The sequence below is a fragment of the Shewanella maritima genome, assembly GCF_043643735.1.
In the GTDB taxonomy this organism is placed as follows: Bacteria; Pseudomonadota; Gammaproteobacteria; order Enterobacterales; family Shewanellaceae; genus Shewanella; species Shewanella maritima_A.
In genome coordinates, this window is record NZ_JBHZSM010000018.1 from 37,976 (window position 1) to 55,978 (window position 18,003).

The following is an 18,003-nucleotide window of genomic DNA, read 5'->3' on the forward strand; positions in this document are numbered from 1 at the left end:
ATATCACACTGATTTGACCTAATAAAAATAATGAATAGAGGCTTGGTATATGGGATTTTTAAGCCGTATCAGACGACTTATTTCTGGGCAACAACCAATCACAGGTGGCATTGATATCCTTGCGCCAGTATCCGGTGAGATTGTGCCAATTGAAAAAGTACCTGACGTAGTATTTGCAGAAAAAATTGTCGGTGATGGCATTGCTATCGAACCTAAAGGTAAACAAATCCTAGCGCCAATAGATGGCAAGATAGGTAAAATATTTGAAACAAACCATGCTTTTAGCATTGAGTCAGAACAAGGCTTAGAATTATTTGTTCATTTTGGCGTGGGAACAGTTGAATTACGAGGCAATGGCTTCTCTCGTTTAGCTGAAGAAGGCCAACAAGTTAAAGCCGGCGAACCTATATTAGAATTTGATTTAGCATTTTTACAAGATCAAGTTGACAGCCTGCTTACCCCTGTTGTTTTAGCGAATATGGAAGATGTCAGTCATCTAGACAAACTACAAGGTAGTGTCACCGCAGGTAAAGACATCATTTTCACCGTCCAAGTGTAAACGCATTCTAACCTTGTGGCACCACTGACATCATCATGTGGTGCCATTTATGTTTTAGACACAGTTTTTTTCATCCACTACTGCTTTTCACTTGTCCATCGATTTTCCAAGTGCCACAATGTATCCAAAACACCGCTTGCGCTAGACCGTCAGTCAAAATCAACGACTCACGCACAGCCGCAATGCACACATCACCCTATAAATGGAGTTTGCTTTGATTTTATTTGGCATCAAAAATTGCGATACCGTCCGAAAAGCTCACCGTTGGTTAGAAGCCCAAGGCCATCAAATTACCTTTCATGACTTTCGTGTTGATGGGCTTGATAAAGAGCAGGTTCAACAATGGGTCAACGTTCTTGGTTGGGTAAAAGTGTTTAACAAGCGCAGTACCAGTTTCCGAGCATTAGCTGATGAGGTGAAAGCAGGATTAAATGAACAAACCGCAATTGAGCTAATGGTAAAACAACCAACTTTAGTTAAACGTCCTGTGCTGGTTAAGGGTGACGCTGTTATCAATGGATTTAAAGCAGAAGATTATCAAGCGTGGTTAAGCCAATGAGTCAAGATTCAGCCGTACTTGCACTAGCAAAAGACCTCATTTCGCGCCCATCTGTTACCCCATTAGATGAAGGCTGCCAGCCATTAATGGCTGAACGTCTAAACGCTATCGGGTTTGATATCGAGTCACTGGTATTTGAAGATACCACTAACATGTGGGCAAGACGTGGCAGCGACGGGCCAGTATTTTGTTTTGCAGGTCATACTGATGTCGTCCCAACAGGTGATCTCAACCGTTGGCATACTCCGCCATTTACGCCGACAGTCATTGATGACTATCTTCATGGCCGCGGCGCGGCGGATATGAAAGGCTCACTCGCGGCAATGGTTGTCGCCACTGAGCGATTCATAGAAAAACATCCTGATCACCATGGTTCTATTGCTTTTTTGATCACCAGTGATGAAGAAGGGCCATTTATCAATGGCACCACGCGTGTTATTGACACATTAGAGGCCCGTAATGAGAAAATCACTTGGTCTTTAGTGGGTGAGCCATCATCAACTCATAAACTCGGTGATATCGTTAAAAACGGTCGCCGTGGTAGTTTAACGGGTAACCTTGTGGTTAAAGGTATTCAAGGCCATGTTGCCTACCCTCACCTAGCCGACAACCCTGTCCATAAAGCCGCTCCTGCATTAGCTGAGTTGTCACAAATGCATTGGGATCATGGCAACGAGTTCTTCCCTCCAACCAGTTTCCAAATTGCCAATATCAATGGTGGCACAGGTGCATCAAATGTGATCCCTGGCGACCTTAAAGTCATGTTTAACTTCCGCTACTCAACAGAAGTGACCGCTGAAGAATTGATAAAGCGTGTTTTAAACATTCTGGATGCCCACGGTTTGGATTACGACATCGACTGGATTTTCAATGGACTGCCATTTTTAACTGGCGATGGACCGCTGTTAGAAGCCACTAAATCAGCAATTTTTGATGTCACCGGTTATGAGACCGATCCGCAAACATCCGGTGGCACTTCAGATGGCCGATTTATCGCACCAACAGGCGCACAAGTCATTGAGTTAGGCCCTGTTAATGCCACAATCCATAAGGTAAATGAATCAGTTAAAGTGTCTGATTTAGAATTACTCGCGTTATGTTACGAGCGCATTTTGGAAAAGTTGTTGTGCAAATAGATACCACTACGGCACAAGTAAACTCAGGTCATCTTTATGGCCTGAGTCAACAACACTTAGTGCAGTATCAAAGTGTGCTTTTAGAAAAACACACTGCAAAAGCGTTTGAAAAAATGCAACAACAAGCCTCACTTGCTGGTTTTGACATGCAAATTTGCTCGGGCTTTCGCAATTTCGACCGTCAATGTGCCATTTGGAACGCCAAAGCACAAGGCAACAGGCCGTTACTTAACCGTCAAAATCAGCAGCTTGATTTTCAGTCCCTATCTGATACACAGTTAGTTGACACGATTTTAATCTGGTCTGCGCTACCAGGTGCATCTAGACATCATTGGGGCACCGACATCGATATATTTGATGCCAATAACATTGCCAAGGCTGATTTACAATTAATCACTACTGAATACCAACACGATGGGCCTTGTGCAGGCTTGCATCAATGGTTAGCGCAACATGCTGCCAGTTTTGGATTTTACTTCCCGTTCCAAGCTGGTTTAAGTGGTGTCAGCCCTGAGCCTTGGCATTTAAGTTATTTTCCAGTTGCAAAACAGTATTTAACACAGTTCAATACCCAAGATTTACAGCTAGTGTTATTCAATTCCCCAGTGCGACTTAAAGCGGTATTGCTAGCACGTTTGACCGAACTCGTTGAGCAATATGTGCACTTTGTTGCACCACTGCCAAAAACCGATTAAGCGAATTGGCATAGCACTATGTAGCTCAATACACGCTCATTACTGAAGCAAACCTGACCAATAAACCATCATTTAACATTAGATATCACTGAAATGGATTCTACTGGCTTTGCTCAACAGCAAATTGCGGTATCCTTAGCCGTATATCACCACTTGCCAAGTTTCAGACTTAACCATGAGCAGCCAAACTATGACCTGTCAAAGTATGACCAGCCAACACCATAAAATTGCAAAGATTAATCATCAGCCACTGCCTTATATCGATAAAGGCACTGGCCCTGTTTTATTGTTCTGCCATGGCTTATTAATGGATAAAAGCATGTGGCAGCAACAAATTGAGCTGTTATCTCGCGATTACCGTTGTATAGCGATTGATTTGTGGGGCCATGGAGACAGTCACTCAATTCCCGATAGCACGACACAACTGCCCGATATTGCCAAACAATATTTACAATTACTTGAGCTGCTAAGTATTGAGCAATGCACTGTCATTGGTCTAGGTACCGGTGGCGCTATCGCCACAGAGATGGTGTTACAAGCCCCAAAAATGATCGCTGGTTTAGTATTAATCAATGCTTTTGTTGGCTTTGAGCCAGAAGTCAATTGCGCTAAGTACCAAATCTGGATGGACAGTGCCAAAAAGAGCGAGAACTTATCAGCTTTAATTAATGATATTGCGCCACTATTTGCCCCTAAAAATCAGCAAACGACGGAAACTATTGCAACAGCCAAGCTACACTTTGAACAATACAGTTCAATATCACAAACACATAAAAATGCCCTACTCGCGATGTGCCGAATGGGAATTTACAAACGAGACAGTCTAGAAAATGTTGAACAGCTGACACTGCCTTGCTTAGTGATGATTGGCGTACAAAGTCAGTTACGTACCGTATTAGAAAGCTATTTAATGCACGATGCCATTGACGGCAGCGAGTTGGTTCATTTAGTAAATGCAGGCCAGCTTGCACCGCTTGAACAGCCTGTTGATGTCAACCAACACTTACAGTTATTTTTAACAAAAATGCATAAGTCATAACATAGTTGGATTAATGGCTAGACCACATTGAACAGGAATGCTGATATAATCGCCGATTTGTAAGCTGTGAATGTCGTTATTGTAACGACTGGTGTTTAAATAAATAGAATCAACGAGATAAAATGAAACTACTAAAACCTCTGTTTGATAACAATCGCCGCTGGGCAGACCGCATTAATCAAGAAGACCCAACTTTTTTTGAACAACTTGCAAAGCAACAAACGCCTGAATATCTATGGATTGGTTGTGCAGATAGCCGTGTACCATCGAATCAAATTATCGATTTGATGCCGGGCGAAGTCTTCGTACACCGTAATATTGCCAATATGGTTATTCACACTGACTTAAACTGTCTATCGGTATTACAATACGCCGTGGATGTATTAAAAGTTAAGCACATCATGGTTGTTGGCCATTATGGTTGTGGTGGCGTAAAAGCCTCAATGACCAATGAGCGTTTTGGATTAATTGACAACTGGCTAGGTCACTTAAAAGACATTTATCGCTTGCATCAAGCTGATCTTGAAAAACTAGATGATGATGCCCGCTTTAATCGTATGTGCGAACTCAATGTAATTGAGCAAGTCGCTAATGTGACTTCCACCAGCATCATTCAAGAAGCATGGGCTCGTGGGCAAGACATTGCAGTACATGGTTGGATTTACGGCATTGAAAATGGTTTGCTCAACGACTTAGATGTGACAGTTGAAAAAGAACAAGGCTTCATCCAATCTTAATTTGATTATTAAACAATCACTCATATAAAAAAGGCCTGCTTTATACGCAGGTCTTTTTGTTTTTGGGCAATTATTTAATAATAAAATTCGCAGTCCCCCCTATAAGCTAGTTATAATCAATGAGTTTATTAAACGCTAACTGCGTAACTATTTTTTAGGAGATAATTTCCATGCCAGGTTTTGAACTGTTTGGTCCAGAAGAAAAGCAAGAAGTTGCTGACGTGATGGAGAATGGCTTTACTTTTCGTTATAACTTCGACCACATGCGCAATGATCGCTGGAAAACTCGCGAAATGGAGCAACTCCTTTGCGAGAAAATGAATGCTAAGCATGCTCACCTAGTATCAAGTGGTACCGCGGCGCTGCAAACTGCAATGGCAGCGGCAGGCATTGGTGCCGGTGATGAAGTTATCGTGCCACCTTTCACCTTTGTAGCTTCAGTTGAAGCTGTATTTATGGCTGGAGCAGTACCAATTTTTGCAGAAATTGACGAAACCTTATGTTTATCTCCAGAAGGTATCGAAGCCGCCATTACCCCTAAGACCAAAGCGATTAATCTGGTTCACATGTGTGGTTCAATGGCTAAAATGGATGAAATCCTAGCCGTTTGTAAAAAGCACAATCTGATTATTCTTGAAGACGCTTGCCAAGCAATCGGTGGCAGCTACAAAGGTCAAGCACTGGGTACCATTGGTGATGTGGGTTGTTATTCTTTTGACTCAGTAAAAACCATCACTTGTGGTGAAGGTGGCGCTGTCATGACAAACAACAGCGAAATCTATGAGCATGCACATATGTTCTCAGATCACGGCCATGATCATGTTGGTAATGATCGCGGCGCTGAAGGCCACCCTAACATGGGTCTGAACTTCCGAATTTCAGAGATGAACTCGGCAATGGGTTTAGCGCAATTACGTAAGCTTGACAAAATTATTGATATTCAGCGCACCAATAAAAAGCTAATCAAAGATGCAATGGCTGACATCGAAGAAATCACTTTCCGTGAAATCCCTGATGCAGACGGAGATTCAGCTGGTTTCTTAACCTTTATGATGCCAACCGAAGCGCGCACGGTTGAAATTAACAAAAAATTGGCTGAAAACGGCGTTGATGGTTGCTTCTACTGGTATGTAAACAACTGGCATTACCTTAAAAATTGGAAACACATCCAAGAGCTTAAGTCGCCAGCTGCGCTGCCAATCACATTAATTGAAGACCGTCCTGATTATACTAAAGTACAAACGCCTAAATCAGACGCTATCATGAGTCGTACCATTTCAATGCTGATTAAGCTTTCTTGGACTGAAGAAGAAATTGCTCAGCGCATTGAGAATATCAAAAAGGCGTTTGCATAATTAACTAAACCATTGAGCAGTATCCCTGCTCATTGGCGCTTAAAATGTACGAGTTTCAACGGAGAATGTTGTAATGAGTTTTAAAAATTTTAAATGTGTACCTAAGATGATCTTCGGTCGCGGTTCTTTCGCTCAACTTGATGATGTTTTGGCACAAGAGCGCAAAAATAACGATGATTTTGTGGTATTTCTAGTTGACGATGTGCACCAAGACAAACCGCTTGGTGGTCGCGTACCAGCAAAAGCACACGACTTACTTATTTATGTCAACGTAGATGATGAACCAACGACAAAACAAGTTGATGATTTAACTGCGCAAGTGCAAGCATTCAATAGCAATGCCCCAGTGAGTGTTGTGGGTTTAGGTGGTGGTTCTACTCTGGATTTAGCGAAAGCTGTGTCACTGATGCTGACCAATGAAGGTGGCAGTGCTGAGTACCAAGGTTGGGATTTAATTAAAAACCCAGCGATTCACCACATTGGTATTCCTACTGTATCTGGTACAGGTGCAGAAGCATCACGCACCGCAGTATTATGCGGCCCAGTGCGTAAGTTAGGCCTAAATTCTGATTACACGGTATTTGACCAAATCATCATGGATTCAGAATTGATTGCAGGTGTCCCTACAGATCAGTGGTTCTACACAGGAATGGATTGCTACATCCACTGTGTTGAATCATTAGAAGGCACTTACTTAAACGAGTTTGCAAAAGCATTTGCTGAAAAGTCGATGGATTTATGTCGTGAAGTATATCTTGACGATCATGAAGAAAAAGATGACAAACTGATGATGGCATCTTACATGGGCGGTATGAGTATTGCTTACAGCCAAGTAGGTGCATGTCACGCTGTATCATACGGTTTAGGTTATGTTCTCGGTTACCACCACGGTATCGGTAACTGTCTCGCATTTGACGTATTAGAAGAATTCTATCCAGAAGGCGTAGCTGAATTCCGTCAAATGATGAAAAAGCATAACATCACTTTGCCGAAAAACATCTGTAAAGATTTACCTGATGAGACTATCGCTAAGATGGTTGCTGTCACTAAGAGCATGGGACCATTATGGGACAATGTGTACGGTGAAGGTTGGGAAGAAAAAGTCACAGATGAGATGCTAACCAAGTTATTCCGTCGCATCTAATCAATATCGCATTTTATAGACTGTCGTATATAATAGCGACAACAGCTAAAACGCTGCGTCAGCCGATAAAAGCGTGAAAAGCAAGTTAAGGGCTCAATTATGAGCCCTTTTAGTTTGAAATTTGTGTAAAGGTCAATAATGAAAGTTACTTTGTTAATTCCTGCGCGTTATGGTTCTAGCCGCTTTCCTGGAAAGCCACTGGCCCCCATCAACGGTAAGCCGATGATCCAACACGTTTATGAGCGTGCATCACTCGCTAAAGGCCTAGATAATATCTATGTGGCCACCGATGATGAACGCATCCAACAAGCCGTTGAGTCCTTTGGTGGACAGGTAGTGATGACAGATCCACAAGCGGCTTCAGGTACTGACCGGATCAATGATGCCATTGACCAACTTGGTCTCGCCGATGATGACTTAGTGATTAACCTTCAGGGCGATCAACCTTTAATTGACCCAATATCAATTGAGCAGATCATCACCCTATTCAAGCGCCACCCTGGTGAATTTGAAATGGCAACGCTTGGCTTTGAAATTATCGATAAACAAGAACGAGATGATCCACTACACGTCAAAATGGTTTTCGATAACGATTTTTATGCGCTTTATTTTTCTCGCTCTTGTATTCCATTTGGCCGTGATACTGACGACTACCCTGTATATAAGCATTTAGGTGTTTACGCTTACACCAGACGTTTTGTGAACACATTTGCCAAATTACCCCTAGGTAAGCTTGAAGACCTAGAGAAGCTTGAACAGCTGCGTGCGCTAGAACATGGGCACAAGATAAAAGTGGCAATCAGTGCCTTCGACTCACCTGAAGTCGATACGCCTGAAGATATTCGTAAATGTGAGTTACGCTTAGCCGTCGACTAATTTCCCCTATTTAACCGATTGAGGTTTATATGCAACTTGAAGGCTTAGAGGTTTGGCTCATCATCATTCTCGTAGTAGGTGTTATTGCCAGTAATTTAGCCGTATTAAAGTACAGTGCTAAATTTAAAATGCCGCAATTTGGCGACCCTAAAAAACCGGAAGCGAAGCAAGAAGACAGCAGTACTTCCGACACTGAAACATCTGCACAAGATAAGAGCCAACAGACTAAACAGCCAGAAGATTCAGGAAAACCTTAATCAATTAGATTTGATGTAAGTCTGTTTATCAAGCATCTAAATAGGTATAAAAAAAGCGAATGACAATGTCATTCGCTTTTTTGTTTATCATGCCTGAAACATTAACTTTCCTCGGCCACTTCTGCCTTTTCTTCAGGCTCAATGGAAGGCCAAGCATTAATGACCGCTTTAACAAGTGAGGCCAATGGTATAGCAAAAAATACGCCCCAAACACCCCATAAGCCACCAAATACCAGAACCGCGGCAATGATGATAACCGGGTGTAAATCCACCGCATCAGAGAAAAGAATCGGCACTAAAAGGTTACCGTCCAACGCCTGAATAATACCGTAGCCCAGCATTAAATAACCAAATTCAGGACTAATCCCCCACTGGAAAAATGCCACTAATGCAATCGGTAAAGTGACTAACGTTGCCCCAACATATGGGATCAGTACAGATAGGCCCGTTAATACCCCTAATAAAGCAGAATACCGCAGTCCCATAAAGGCAAAGAAGATATAACTGACGACACCAATAATCACGATTTCAATCACTTTACCGCGAATATAGTTGAAAATTTGTTGGTCCATTTCAAACCACACGCTACGAGCCAGTTCACGATTAGATGGGAAAAAACGCTTACTGCCTTTGATTAATTCATCTTTATCTTTTAAAAAGAAGAATACTAATAATGGAACCAAAATCGCGTAGACCATGAGTACTAATAAAGATGCTGAATAACCCAATAATTGTTTACCAAAGTCCAACATATGCTGGGTATCTAGCATCTTTTTCAAACTCACCAACATTTCATCGAGTAAATCGGCACTGACAAACTGCGGATACTTTAACGAAAACTCCTGTAACGCCAACACACCTTTATCTAGCATTGAAGGTAAGTCAGCAATTAAGCTTATCATTTGATTCCATAAACTGGGGATCAATACCACAACAATTAATAGCATCACAGCTAAGAACATCACTAACACAATGGATGCCGCCGCGGTTCTATTTACTCCTAACCGCGCCATTTGTTGTACTGGCCATTCAAGCAAAAAAGCCAAAACCAAAGCCACGATGAGTGGTGCTAATAATGAACCGGCAAAATACAGTGTTAGGCCTAAACCCAAAAGAATAAACACCAAAGTGATAGCTTGAGGATCACTAAATCGAGTTTTGTACCAATTACTTAAATACGCTAGCATCAACGCCCCTATCTATTATTATGATTTACTGATCAGCAAGGCCAACAGCTGGTCATTTTGTTGAGTAATCGCTACCTCATAGCCCATTTTTTTTACGAAAGCGGGAACATCTTGACGGGAACCGGGGTCAGATAAATGTACAAGTATGTTTTCACCTTGTCGCATTTGCTTTAATCTCAGTTTGACCGTCACGAGTGGGTATGGGCACCGATGAGCTGTTAAATCAATAAAATCCATATACAACTTGCTTTATACAATCTAGGCCTATTATCCTAGCTTGCAATTCAAACCACAAGCGAAACAAAATACAGTAAGCTCGTGATTTGATTAATATTCGACATTATAGAATAAATATAGGTTTCAATTGCCAAACATATCATTACGCAACTTTGTAAAATCAGCTTGTTTCAGTGCTTTGACCATGTGCAGCCTTGCCAGTGTCAGCCACAGCTTTGCCAGTAATAACTTACCAGATTTAGGTACTGCTGCGGTGAACACCTTCAGCCTAGAAAAAGAAAGAATTTATGGTGATGCCTATATGCGCGTCATTCGTTCATCTGCACCTATGCTCAATGACCCCGTTCTTAACCAATATCTCACTGAGCTTGGAAATAAGTTGGTCGCACACGCCACTGGTGTAAAAACGCCATTTTACTTCTTTTTATTACAAAATGATGAAATTAACGCATTTGCTTTCTTCGGCGGCCATGTTGGTGTGCATACTGGACTATTTCTCAATGCGAATTCAGAAAGTGAACTGGCTTCCGTACTTGCGCACGAAATCTCTCACGTAACACAACGCCACTTAGCACGATCTTTAGAAGTACAAGAGCGGTATTCGGCCGCAACGATTGCTGGGATGTTAGGTGCAATTTTATTAACCATCGCTGCACCTCAAGCGGGTATGGCAGCACTGGCTACAACACAGGCCTTGGCGACGCAAACCAGTATTAACTATACTCGATTACACGAAAAAGAAGCAGACCGTATAGGTATGCAAATTCTGGCTGATGCTGGCTTTGACCCCAATGGTGCAGCAGACTTTTTCTCTGAGCTGGCTGTACGCTACCGCTTTACCAGCAAGCCACCACAAATGCTGTTAACTCACCCCTTACCAGAATCACGGATCTCGGAAGCTAGACACAGAGCGGCACAATATCCACACAGATATATTCCAGATAACCTCAATTATCATCTTGCCCGTTCACGGGTACAAGTTCGCTTTTCTAGCATGAGTGACGCCGCCGCACTGTATATATTTGAGGATGAATTGAAACGTAATAATTATGTTTTCAAAGACGCCGCACTATATGGTAAAGCGCTTGCTTTATTTAGACTGAAGCGCTTTGAAGAGTCAGAACAAATAATTGACGAGCTTCTGAAAAAAGATCGCAATAACTTATTCTATGTTGATACTAAATCAGATTTACTCGCAGAGAAAAAAGACTATCAACAAGCGATTGAAATGCTTGAAGCACAGCGCGGATTGATGCCAACCTCATCGGTAGTCAACATCAATTTAGCACATATTTATATTGAGGCTAATCAGGCTGAGAAAGCAATACCGCTACTGCAAGATATGCTGTTTCTTGATAAACAGAGCATGCTGCCGTATCAGCTAATGACCAGTGCATACCGTAAAATGGGCAATAAAGCACTTGAACACTATGCTAATGCAGAAATGATGGCATTAGCAGCTAACTACAAAGGCGCAATTGATCAGCTCAATTATGCGTTCCGTTATTCTGAGGATGATAAGTTACAAATGGCGCGTATTGACGCCCGCATTCGCCAGTTCAGGCAAGCAGATAGAGAATTAGAATCACTCAAATAATCAGATAAGTTATTGCGCTGTTCCACTATCAGATGCTTAACAATCTTTGCTACAATCTCGGGCAAGTATTTTACTTGCCCTTTTACATGGAAATTATAATGACAAAAGCCACTATTTTTCATAATCCTCGTTGCTCTAAAAGCCGTGAAACACTGGCACTACTTGAAACAAACCAAGCAGAAATCACGATTGTTGAGTACTTAAAAACACCACCAAGTGCGGCACAAATTAATGAACTTCTGTCGTTATTGAACATAAGCCCACGCCAAATGATGCGCACTAAAGAAACTGAATACAAAGCGCAAAACTTGGCCGACAATAGCTTGACTGACCAACAACTGGTTGCGGCTATGATTAATACACCTAAGTTAATTGAACGCCCTATTGTTTTAGCCAATGGCCAAGCCGCTATTGGTCGCCCGCCTGAAAACATACTCGCTATTTTATAAGAGGCAAACATGGCTACAGCCCCATCAAGCTCAGATAAAATGCCCTCTAGAATGCTATTTCAGCTATGTCGCATTGGCTACATCTCCCTACTCGCACTATTAGCAGGTTGGTTTATTAGGCAAGGGGTGAATGGCACCTACTCTATGGCGTTTAGCGTACTGTGGGTTCTCCCGTTGTTATTACCGCTAAAAGGTATCATTCAAGGCAACCCGTATACCTATGCATGGGCAAGCTTTATTTTATGTTTATACCTATTACATGGATTGACATTACTCTGGGTGAGTAACGCTCATTTTGCTTTTGCAGCAATTGAAACCACACTTTTATGTTTACTATTAATTGGCTTTCCATTTTATGCCCGTAAACGTGGTCGAGAATTAGGTTTAAGCATTAAAAAGAAAAAAGCTGACTAAGACTGCTATTTCAACAAACAATAAAGCGCGTTCAGCGCTTTTTTTGTGTTGAAATATAAAACTGTGAGCAAGCACTCAACCTCATTGATACATAAGGATACAGACTGTCACTTGGTGCAGATTTGACCACATGATATATTCGATAAATAACAATATATTTACTGGAGATTTACCGTGTACAAACCTAGTAATCTAGTCGTAACAAGCTTGGTACTCCTCAGTACAATTACCGCCGGCTGTGGCGGAAGTTCAGGTGGTTCTGATGGCTCAGGTGTAGGCAATAGCCCAATTGCTCATTCAATCCCTTATTGTGAAACAGATGTTCAGTTGATCACACAAACCACTCAATCTGATGTCATTTTTAGCCTTGAATCGAATTATCAAGTCAATCAAACCAGTAGCATCATTGCTCAACTTCCAGATACTGATAGTCACGATTATTCATTCAACTGGACTCAAACTGCAGGCACGTCTCTGAATCTGGCCACCCATAACAGCCCAGTATTAAGTTTTTCACCCACTGAGGTTGGCAATTACCAATTTGAAGTCACCATTAGCAACCCTAGTCAAACTTGGCGCGAAACTGTCGAGATTACTGCCACTGACCATGGCACTACCATCACATCAATCAACCTTGACCATCAGGTAGTGAGTGAAGGTAATGTCAGTTTACGTGTGGCAAGAGTTAATAATACAGCACCTGATAGCATCAGTTGGTGCATCAATCAAAATGAGCTGCCACGTGCGTTAGATATTGATTTGACCAATCCTGAACGCCCACTATTTACCGTCCCATCAGTTAGTCAGGATACATTAGTCTCTTTACGAGCAACGGTAAACTTAGCTGGTGAGCAATATACAGATGATGTGCACTTACTGGTCAGCAACACACCAAAAATTACATCTAAATATTTCGATACTCCAATAGCAAAAGTCCATGCATTTCGCCGCGACTCACCTTATGCTGATTGGCTTAACCGCTGTGTATATAACAATCAATTGACTCAAAGCTGCCCTTCTAACAATGGGTTACCTTTAATTGGTCAACAAACAGATACACCAAGCATTGATGACATCATGGACAGAGTCGTAGTATCCCATGATTGGATGGCAGAAAGTTTCGAACACTTTCTTACCACTCAAGATCAACACGGCGACTTTAAGCGTCTATTGCAATCTGTCACAGCAGTAGTGATCAGTTATGATATTAGACCGTCATTTTACTGGGTGGTTACAGGTGCTATTTACCTTGACCCTAATAACTTATGGATGACGCAATTACAGCGAGACACCATCAATGAAGCGCCAGATTACCGCAGTAGCTTTGGTAACGACCTACAATTTTTAATGCCTTGGCGTTACACCAAAGACAATGCTTACGCCTACCCTTTGTATGAATCCTATGAGCGAACTGATCGCACAATTGATGATTTTGCTCCTAGATTAGCCTCTTTGCTTTATCATGAACTTGCTCATGCAAATGATTTCTTCCCAAGAAGTATTCATGCACAGTTACAAGGTCCAACGCTATTAGATGACTATTACGAACGTAGTGGCGCTAATGCGTTAATCTCTGATCAACTTACCACACGCTACCCACTGCAAAGTGATGAAATGTACGACTTAGCTCAGGTCAGTTTCCAAGGTAAAGCTGCGAGTGCAACTCAAAAAGCTTACATGCCAAGTGATATCGTGCCGTTCTTTTCAACTGATACGGCCATTGACTATTACGCTTATTCAACCAGCCGTGAAGATGCTGCAATGATGTTTGAGGCGGCATTTATGGGGTATCGCTATAACCTTGAGCGGGATATGGCAATTACTGATAACCCTGAGAATGCCACGAGTAGTAGCATTACTGTGGAATGGGGAATGCGTAACCGTATATCAGATCCTAGCCTTCATGAGAGAGCAACATATGTGGTCGAACAAATGATGCCAGAAATAGATAGCGACTTGCTATTTAACCAACTGCCTAAGGTGGTCATGATGACGCCGGGACTAAGCTGGCTAGATAACTTAGCTATTTCTCCAGTTTCAGCAGCACAATTGATGGGACTTCAGTCTGTTGAACACCATGAAAATTCGAGTCACAGCCATCAACCTATGATTGATTATCCACTGCAGTTAAGTGGTGATGAACATAAAACGATATTGATAAAACAATAAAGTAATACCAATTAGCACCAATAAGAATGATCGCTTATTGACCCCAATTGATATAAAACAAATATTAAATAACAAAAAACCACCCGATAAAGGTGGTTTTTTGTTATGAATTTTCACGGGTTTTGATTTCGTTATTAAGTGTAGATAACCGTCTAAAGGCGCAGCATTTCTTTAATAAAAGGAATCGTTAGTTTGCGCTGATGCACCATTGATGCTTTATCTAACTTATCAAGCACATCAAACAAGGTACGAAGATCTCGCGCCATACGGGTTAACAAAAAACGGCCGACATCATCAGGCAGTTGTAGACCTCGCATCGCCGCACGCCGCTGCAACGCAGCTAGTTTTTCATGATCTTCCATCGGCTGTAATTGATATATTAAGCCCCATTGCATGCGGCTCACTAAATCAGGTAATACAAAATCAGCTTCTTGAGGCGAAGCACTTGCACTAACGATTAACTGGCAATCATCTTGCTCAGCAATGCGGTTATATAAATGAAATAACGCTTCTTCCCACACGGGATGACCGGCAATAGCATCAACATCATCAATACAGATTAATTGCATCGATTCTAAATCATCGAATAAAGCAGTCGAAATACTGGCATGAATACCAAGGGGAATGTATAAAGCACGCCTATCACTGTCATTAGCTTGAGCACAAGCTGCGTGCAATAAGTGAGTACGGCCTGACTTTTCAGGACCAAACAAATATAAGCTGTTATCTATACTTTGCTGCGCACTATTTTGAAGTGTTTTAATGAGTTCATCATTACCTGAAGCCGGATAATAACTGTCAAAAGTTTCATCATCAGGCAAATATACCGGCAGTGATAATTGTTTAGGAGAATGTTGGGTCACTAAAGTGCGTCTCAAATTTATTGTCAAGCAAGGCCATGATACCACAGCCATGCTATTGATGCAGTATGGTGTATTGAGCTAACGATTAGTTACGCCACTGATAAATCAGTTCAAAATTTTGTTCGACGCCATCAAGCGGAGCACCTGTTGATGGCGGAATATCTGATAAGGTTTGCACAGGTGTTAACTGATTACTTATATTCAAGAAACGTTCAAAATCTTCTATCTGACTAAACAATTCGACCTGATATGAAACAATATCATGCTGCAGCCTATGAATTGAAAAAGATTTCACCGCGGTAGATTGTGTTAAATAGGCTTCAATCTCCACAACATCTTTCATATTTTCAACCTGAGTAAAACTGACGAGAGTTTTAATATCTTCACCTGAAGAAGCTATCGCATAACGACCGACAAAATATTCAGTTAAGCGATCAACCACCTGCTGACTGGCGTTCTCATAATCTGAAGACATGGCCTGATATGTGACTAAAGGTTGGATGATATTTTGCTGTCCACCCTTTTCGAAAAGGCTAACTTGATAGCGGATTTGCCCCGCTACTTCATCTAAGTTACCTATTGCAAAGTATTCAACATCGTAACGTTCACTCGCCTGCGCAATTGAATTGGCAAATTGACCACGGATATCAGTGACACTTACCTGCATCAGATCATCGAGGTCCATCAAAGGAAACAGTAGCGGAATACCTTTATTTTCAGCATCTTCTGCAACGACTTTCCTGATAGGCTCTGCTGTCATATCTGATAACACTTGGTAACCTGACTCATCAGGCATAGACATCCAAATCAATGTCAGTGGTCGCTGCGCGCCCCATACAGGTAAATCAGCTTGACGCAGTAATTGAATTAACTGCTGATGATCAAACACGGCTTGCAGTACTAGTTCATTTTCCACTTCACGATAAGTGTATTGCGTCAGTAATGCTTCTGGGCGATTAATCTGTTCACTTATCAAAGGGTGCATGACCACTTCTTGATGACCTGAATTCTTAATAAACAAATCTGCCAAAGCTTGTTTCAAAGCATTACTACGCTCGGCCCGCGAGCGGGATTCAACGGTAATATCAGCTTGATCAAGTTTTTCTACTTCAACTGCCAACGCCAAAGGCGCCATAAAGCTAAAGAAAGAGGTTAAAACTATGACATTAAGTAAATTTTTAAACATTAGATCAGATAAACACAACAAATTAAATTAACGAAAGTGTACCATAAGAATATTACAGGGAGTAATGAAGTCTGCTTCATATATGACTGACTTTACTATCGATATAGATAGCATGCTCCTGTGACAAACATTCTAAATAAAAAAACTGTAATAACCTACGATTGATCTGGAAGATCAGATGGAGAAAGACATGAATCGTCTCAGCATACCTCTTCAAGGCGCGCAAATGCTATTTGTCGCCTTTGGAGCATTGGTTCTCATGCCACTCATAACAGGGCTCGATACCAGTGTCGCTCTGTTTACCGCTGGTGTGGGTACTCTACTATTTCAACTGATTACTAAACGCCAAGTTCCCATTTTCCTCGCTTCGTCATTCGCATTCATCGCGCCGATTTTATATGGCGTTCAAACCTGGGGGATCCCTGCCACCATGGGGGGCTTAATGGCCGCTGGCTTTGTGTACGTATTGATGGGGCTAACAGTAAAGCTAAAAGGTACTCAGTTTATCCATAAGCTGCTACCGCCCGTTGTTGTAGGGCCAGTCATTATGATAATTGGTCTGGGTTTAGCGCCACTGGCAGTTAATATGGCTATAGGCAAAACAGGTGATGGCAGCGCCGTATTGGTTAGTTATGACATCGCCATTACGGTGTCATTATGTGCCCTGCTCACTACTATCATCGTGGCTGTATTTGCCAAAGGGCTATTAAAATTAATGCCAATACTTTCAGGTATTCTCGTGGGTTACGGTGCAAGCTTGTACTTTGGCATTGTTGATTTTAACCCCGTCATAGCAGCACCTTGGTTAGCGATGCCAAACTTTGTTGCACCAGAGTTTCATTGGCAAGCCATCTTATTCATGATCCCAGTCGCTATTGCGCCTGCTGTTGAGCACATCGGTGATATTTTGGCGATATCAAATGTTACTGGTAAAGATTACCTCAAGAAACCCGGGCTCCACCGCACGTTAACCGGTGATGGTGTTGCCACAATAGCGGCTTCTGCATTTGGTGGGCCACCAAATACCACATATTCAGAAGTCACTGGCGCCGTGACACTGACGAAAAGTTTTAACCCGAAAATTATGACTTGGACGGCTATCACCGCTATCACTTTAGCCTTTGTCGGCAAGTTAGGTGCATTAATGCAAACCATTCCAGTGCCAGTCATGGGCGGGATCATGTGTCTATTATTCGGTTCTATCGCCGCAGTAGGCTTAAATACCTTAATTCGAAATCAGGTTGACCTCGCAGAGCCGCGAAATCTCAGTATTGTGGCCGTCACACTAGTATTTGGTATTGGTGGCATGGCATTTGGTATAGGCGAGTTCAGCCTAACAGGGATCAGCTTGTGTGGTATTGTAGCTATATTGCTTAACCTTATCCTGCCTCAATCAGAAACTAAGTCAGCACTCAAGCCAGATAACATTGAGCAAGATTAACTTCGTCTGTTAAGCATATGTCGGTTAATCTTGAATTTTGACCACAAAAAAGCCGGTTTAAACCGGCTTTTACTTTTATGACTGTATACACAATCTAATTCAC

Annotated in this window: 19 protein-coding genes; 15 read left to right on the top strand and 4 right to left on the bottom strand. The window is 41.9% G+C overall.

The window, feature by feature from the left end; translation table 11 throughout:
- The first annotated feature begins 49 nt into the window (after positions 1 to 49).
- The 10 genes from crr to ACHUGF_RS16150 all read left to right on the top strand — a co-directional run bounded on the left by crr (position 50) and on the right by ACHUGF_RS16150 (position 8,357).
- Positions 50 to 559 carry a PTS glucose transporter subunit IIA gene (gene crr, locus ACHUGF_RS16105; protein WP_394132739.1) on the top strand — a complete coding sequence of 170 codons (510 nt, stop codon included), beginning with the start codon at positions 50 to 52 and terminating at the stop codon, positions 557 to 559.
- Between the two features lie 214 nt (positions 560 to 773).
- Positions 774 to 1,118: an arsenate reductase gene (locus ACHUGF_RS16110; protein WP_394132741.1), complete on the top strand. Its 345-nt coding sequence runs from the start codon at positions 774 to 776 to the stop codon at positions 1,116 to 1,118.
- The gene (gene dapE, locus ACHUGF_RS16115) at positions 1,115 to 2,254 is read left to right on the top strand and encodes a succinyl-diaminopimelate desuccinylase (RefSeq protein WP_394132743.1); all 1,140 of its coding nucleotides are present in this window, start codon (positions 1,115 to 1,117) and stop codon (positions 2,252 to 2,254) included. Before ACHUGF_RS16110 ends, dapE begins: the two co-directional genes overlap by 4 nt.
- Positions 2,245 to 2,949 (top strand): M15 family metallopeptidase, encoded by a 705-nt coding sequence (locus ACHUGF_RS16120; RefSeq protein ID WP_394132745.1) that lies wholly within the window; start codon positions 2,245 to 2,247, stop codon positions 2,947 to 2,949. The genes dapE and ACHUGF_RS16120 overlap by 10 nt, the downstream gene beginning before the upstream one ends.
- A 175-nt stretch (positions 2,950 to 3,124) precedes the next feature.
- Positions 3,125 to 3,988, top strand: a complete 864-nt coding sequence (locus tag ACHUGF_RS16125) for an alpha/beta fold hydrolase (RefSeq protein ID WP_394132746.1) — start codon at positions 3,125 to 3,127, stop codon at positions 3,986 to 3,988.
- Positions 3,989 to 4,110: 122 nt separating this feature from the next.
- Complete coding sequence (gene can, locus ACHUGF_RS16130) at positions 4,111 to 4,725, top strand: carbonate dehydratase (RefSeq protein WP_394132748.1); 615 nt, start codon at positions 4,111 to 4,113, stop codon at positions 4,723 to 4,725.
- A 170-nt stretch (positions 4,726 to 4,895) separates the two neighbouring features.
- A complete protein-coding gene (gene kdnA / locus ACHUGF_RS16135) occupies positions 4,896 to 6,080 on the top strand; it encodes an 8-amino-3,8-dideoxy-alpha-D-manno-octulosonate transaminase KdnA (RefSeq protein ID WP_394132750.1) in 1,185 nt (394 codons plus the stop codon).
- Positions 6,081 to 6,153: 73 nt separating this feature from the next.
- Positions 6,154 to 7,224: a 3-deoxy-alpha-D-manno-octulosonate 8-oxidase KdnB gene (gene kdnB / locus ACHUGF_RS16140; protein WP_394132752.1), complete on the top strand. Its 1,071-nt coding sequence runs from the start codon at positions 6,154 to 6,156 to the stop codon at positions 7,222 to 7,224.
- Positions 7,225 to 7,362: 138 nt separating this feature from the next.
- Positions 7,363 to 8,100 (top strand): 8-amino-3,8-dideoxy-manno-octulosonate cytidylyltransferase KdsB, encoded by a 738-nt coding sequence (gene kdsB, locus ACHUGF_RS16145; RefSeq protein ID WP_394132754.1) that lies wholly within the window; start codon positions 7,363 to 7,365, stop codon positions 8,098 to 8,100.
- Between the two features lie 29 nt (positions 8,101 to 8,129).
- Positions 8,130 to 8,357, top strand: a complete 228-nt coding sequence (locus ACHUGF_RS16150) for a DUF2897 family protein (RefSeq protein ID WP_394132756.1) — start codon at positions 8,130 to 8,132, stop codon at positions 8,355 to 8,357.
- Between the two features lie 101 nt (positions 8,358 to 8,458).
- On the opposite strand, the gene ACHUGF_RS16155 is transcribed toward ACHUGF_RS16150, so the two are convergent.
- Complete coding sequence (locus ACHUGF_RS16155) at positions 8,459 to 9,544, bottom strand: AI-2E family transporter (RefSeq protein ID WP_394132758.1); 1,086 nt, start codon at positions 9,542 to 9,544, stop codon at positions 8,459 to 8,461.
- An 18-nt stretch (positions 9,545 to 9,562) separates the two neighbouring features.
- The gene (locus tag ACHUGF_RS16160; RefSeq protein WP_394132760.1) at positions 9,563 to 9,781 is read right to left on the bottom strand and encodes a sulfurtransferase TusA family protein; all 219 of its coding nucleotides are present in this window, start codon (positions 9,779 to 9,781) and stop codon (positions 9,563 to 9,565) included.
- Positions 9,782 to 9,917: 136 nt separating this feature from the next.
- On the opposite strand from ACHUGF_RS16160, the gene bepA reads away from it, so the two are divergent.
- From bepA to ACHUGF_RS16180, 4 genes are all read left to right on the top strand, one after another.
- Positions 9,918 to 11,378, top strand: coding sequence for a beta-barrel assembly-enhancing protease (gene bepA, locus ACHUGF_RS16165; protein WP_463602301.1), 1,461 nt, complete (start codon positions 9,918 to 9,920; stop codon positions 11,376 to 11,378).
- A gap of 98 nt (positions 11,379 to 11,476) precedes the next feature.
- Positions 11,477 to 11,827, top strand: coding sequence for an arsenate reductase (glutaredoxin) (gene arsC / locus ACHUGF_RS16170; protein WP_394132762.1), 351 nt, complete (start codon positions 11,477 to 11,479; stop codon positions 11,825 to 11,827).
- Positions 11,828 to 11,866: 39 nt separating this feature from the next.
- On the top strand, positions 11,867 to 12,241 hold the full coding sequence (locus tag ACHUGF_RS16175; protein ID WP_394132799.1) for a DUF2069 domain-containing protein: 375 nt from the start codon (positions 11,867 to 11,869) through the stop codon (positions 12,239 to 12,241).
- A gap of 174 nt (positions 12,242 to 12,415) precedes the next feature.
- Positions 12,416 to 14,410 carry a hypothetical protein gene (locus ACHUGF_RS16180; RefSeq protein ID WP_394132763.1) on the top strand — a complete coding sequence of 665 codons (1,995 nt, stop codon included), beginning with the start codon at positions 12,416 to 12,418 and terminating at the stop codon, positions 14,408 to 14,410.
- Positions 14,411 to 14,562: 152 nt separating this feature from the next.
- Here ACHUGF_RS16180 and hda read toward each other — a convergent pair whose 3' ends face one another.
- The gene (gene hda, locus ACHUGF_RS16185; RefSeq protein ID WP_394132765.1) at positions 14,563 to 15,324 is read right to left on the bottom strand and encodes a DnaA inactivator Hda; all 762 of its coding nucleotides are present in this window, start codon (positions 15,322 to 15,324) and stop codon (positions 14,563 to 14,565) included.
- A gap of 34 nt (positions 15,325 to 15,358) precedes the next feature.
- A complete protein-coding gene (locus tag ACHUGF_RS16190; protein WP_394132767.1) occupies positions 15,359 to 16,459 on the bottom strand; it encodes a DUF2066 domain-containing protein in 1,101 nt (366 codons plus the stop codon).
- A gap of 190 nt (positions 16,460 to 16,649) precedes the next feature.
- Here ACHUGF_RS16190 and ACHUGF_RS16195 point away from each other — a divergent pair, with 190 nt between their 5' ends.
- Positions 16,650 to 17,900 carry a uracil-xanthine permease family protein gene (locus ACHUGF_RS16195; RefSeq protein ID WP_394132769.1) on the top strand — a complete coding sequence of 417 codons (1,251 nt, stop codon included), beginning with the start codon at positions 16,650 to 16,652 and terminating at the stop codon, positions 17,898 to 17,900.
- The last annotated feature ends 103 nt before the right edge of the window (positions 17,901 to 18,003 follow it).

Coding starts and splice junctions, on each gene's coding strand:
- hda (WP_394132765.1), bottom strand. CDS start 15,324: ATGGCTGTGGTATCATGGCCTTGCTTGACAATAAATTTGAGACGCACT.
- ACHUGF_RS16160 (WP_394132760.1), bottom strand. CDS start 9,781: ATGGATTTTATTGATTTAACAGCTCATCGGTGCCCATACCCACTCGTG.
- ACHUGF_RS16175 (WP_394132799.1), top strand. CDS start 11,867: ATGCCCTCTAGAATGCTATTTCAGCTATGTCGCATTGGCTACATCTCC.
- kdsB (WP_394132754.1), top strand. CDS start 7,363: ATGAAAGTTACTTTGTTAATTCCTGCGCGTTATGGTTCTAGCCGCTTT.
- ACHUGF_RS16190 (WP_394132767.1), bottom strand. CDS start 16,459: ATGTTTAAAAATTTACTTAATGTCATAGTTTTAACCTCTTTCTTTAGC.
- kdnA (WP_394132750.1), top strand. CDS start 4,896: ATGCCAGGTTTTGAACTGTTTGGTCCAGAAGAAAAGCAAGAAGTTGCT.
- dapE (WP_394132743.1), top strand. CDS start 1,115: ATGAGTCAAGATTCAGCCGTACTTGCACTAGCAAAAGACCTCATTTCG.
- ACHUGF_RS16125 (WP_394132746.1), top strand. CDS start 3,125: ATGAGCAGCCAAACTATGACCTGTCAAAGTATGACCAGCCAACACCAT.
- can (WP_394132748.1), top strand. CDS start 4,111: ATGAAACTACTAAAACCTCTGTTTGATAACAATCGCCGCTGGGCAGAC.
- ACHUGF_RS16150 (WP_394132756.1), top strand. CDS start 8,130: ATGCAACTTGAAGGCTTAGAGGTTTGGCTCATCATCATTCTCGTAGTA.
- ACHUGF_RS16155 (WP_394132758.1), bottom strand. CDS start 9,544: ATGCTAGCGTATTTAAGTAATTGGTACAAAACTCGATTTAGTGATCCT.
- crr (WP_394132739.1), top strand. CDS start 50: ATGGGATTTTTAAGCCGTATCAGACGACTTATTTCTGGGCAACAACCA.
- arsC (WP_394132762.1), top strand. CDS start 11,477: ATGACAAAAGCCACTATTTTTCATAATCCTCGTTGCTCTAAAAGCCGT.
- ACHUGF_RS16195 (WP_394132769.1), top strand. CDS start 16,650: ATGAATCGTCTCAGCATACCTCTTCAAGGCGCGCAAATGCTATTTGTC.
- kdnB (WP_394132752.1), top strand. CDS start 6,154: ATGAGTTTTAAAAATTTTAAATGTGTACCTAAGATGATCTTCGGTCGC.